The following is a 1,588-nucleotide window of genomic DNA, read 5'->3' as shown; positions in this document are numbered from 1 at the left end:
GCCTCGTCACCGGAAATGACCGTAGCGGCAGGCCCGTTGAGCGCGGCGATCGAGACGCCCGCGACGAGCAACGGCAGGACCTCGTCCTCCGACGCCTGGAGCGAGACCATCGCCCCGCCCTCCGGAAGGGCCTGCATCAGGCGGCCCCGGGCGGCGACCAGCGTGGCGGCGTCCTGGAGGGAGAGGACGCCCGCGACATGGGCGGCGGCCAGTTCGCCGATGGAGTGGCCCGCGAGCAGGTCGGGTTCGATACCCCAGTGGCCGAGGAGCCGGGACAGCGCGACCTCGACGGCGAACAGGGCGGCCTGGGTGTGGGCCGTCCGGTGCAGCAGGCCGGCGTCGTCGCTCGCCTCCTCGGCGTACAGGACGTCGCGCAGCGGGCGGTCGAGGTGCGGGTCCAGATGTGCGCAGACCTCGTCGAACGCCTCGCGGAACTCGGGGAAGCGGGCGGCGAGTTCACGTCCCGTGCCGAGCCGCTGGCTGCCCTGTCCGCTGAACAGGAACGCGAGCCTTCCCTCCGTCACGGTGCCGCGCACCGGCCCGGCCTCGTCGGCGACGAGGGCGTCGAGGCCGCGCAGCAGCTCGTCGCGGTCCGCGCCGACGACGACCGCACGGTCCTCGAAGGCGGTGCGTGTGGTCGCCAGCGAGTGGGCGACGTCGACGGGGTCGTACTCGGGGTGCGCGGCGAGCAGAGCCCGCAGCCTGGCCGCCTGGCCGGCGAGCGCCGCCTCTCCGCGCGCGGATATCACCCAGGGGACGAGGCCGGGACGTACGGCTGTGTCAGGTTGTACATCCGCTGTGTCGGGGCGTGCGTCCGCTGTGTCGGGGCGTACCTCCGCGTCGGTGTGCCCGGCCTGCTCGTCGGCCTGTTCGAGGATGACGTGGGCGTTGGTCCCGCTGATGCCGAACGACGAGACGCCCACGCGACGCGGCTCGCCCGTCTCGGGCCAGTCGGTCCGCTCTGTCAGGAGCCGCACCTGACCTGCCGTCCAGTCCACGTGCGGTGTCGGGGCGTCCACGTGGAGGGTGGGCGGCAGCACTCCCTGCCGCATCGCCATGACCATCTTGATGATCCCGGCGACGCCCGCGGCGGCCTGTGTGTGACCGATGTTCGACTTCACCGAGCCCAGCCACAGCGGGCGCTCCGCCGAGCGCTCCTGACCGTAGGCGGCCAGCAGCGCCTGCGCCTCGATGGGGTCGCCGAGTACCGTGCCGGTGCCGTGCGCCTCGACCGCGTCGACCTGTCCGGGACCCAGGCGCGCGTCGGCGAGCGCCTGCTCGATGACGCGCTGCTGGGAGGGGCCGTTGGGTGCGGTCAGGCCGTTGCTCGCACCGTCCTGGTTGACCGCGGAGCCGCGCAGCACCGCGAGGACGCGGTGGCCGTTGCGCCGGGCGTCGGAGAGCCGCTCCACCAGGAGCAGCCCGACGCCTTCGGCGAAGCCGGTGCCGTCGGCCGCCGCGGCGAACGCCTTGCAGCGACCGTCGAGGGCGAGTCCGCGCTGTGCGCTGAAACTGCTGAACATGCCCGGGGTCGCCATGACGGTGACCCCTCCCGCGAGCGCCAGCGAGCACTCGCCCTTCCGCAGGG

The 1,588-nt window shown here is 73.6% G+C and carries 1 protein-coding gene; it reads right to left on the bottom strand.

Annotation, left to right across the window (positions count from 1 at the left end; genetic code table 11):
* The coding region (locus EES42_RS39530; protein WP_164495517.1) for a type I polyketide synthase at positions 1 to 1,588 on the bottom strand (1,588 nt) is incomplete at both ends.

This window comes from Streptomyces sp. ADI95-17 (assembly GCF_003846175.1).
Lineage (GTDB): Bacteria > Actinomycetota > Actinomycetes > Streptomycetales > Streptomycetaceae > Streptomyces > Streptomyces sanglieri.
The sequence above is the reverse complement of the archived record's forward strand: the minus strand, read 5'-3'. Positions and strand labels throughout refer to the sequence as shown.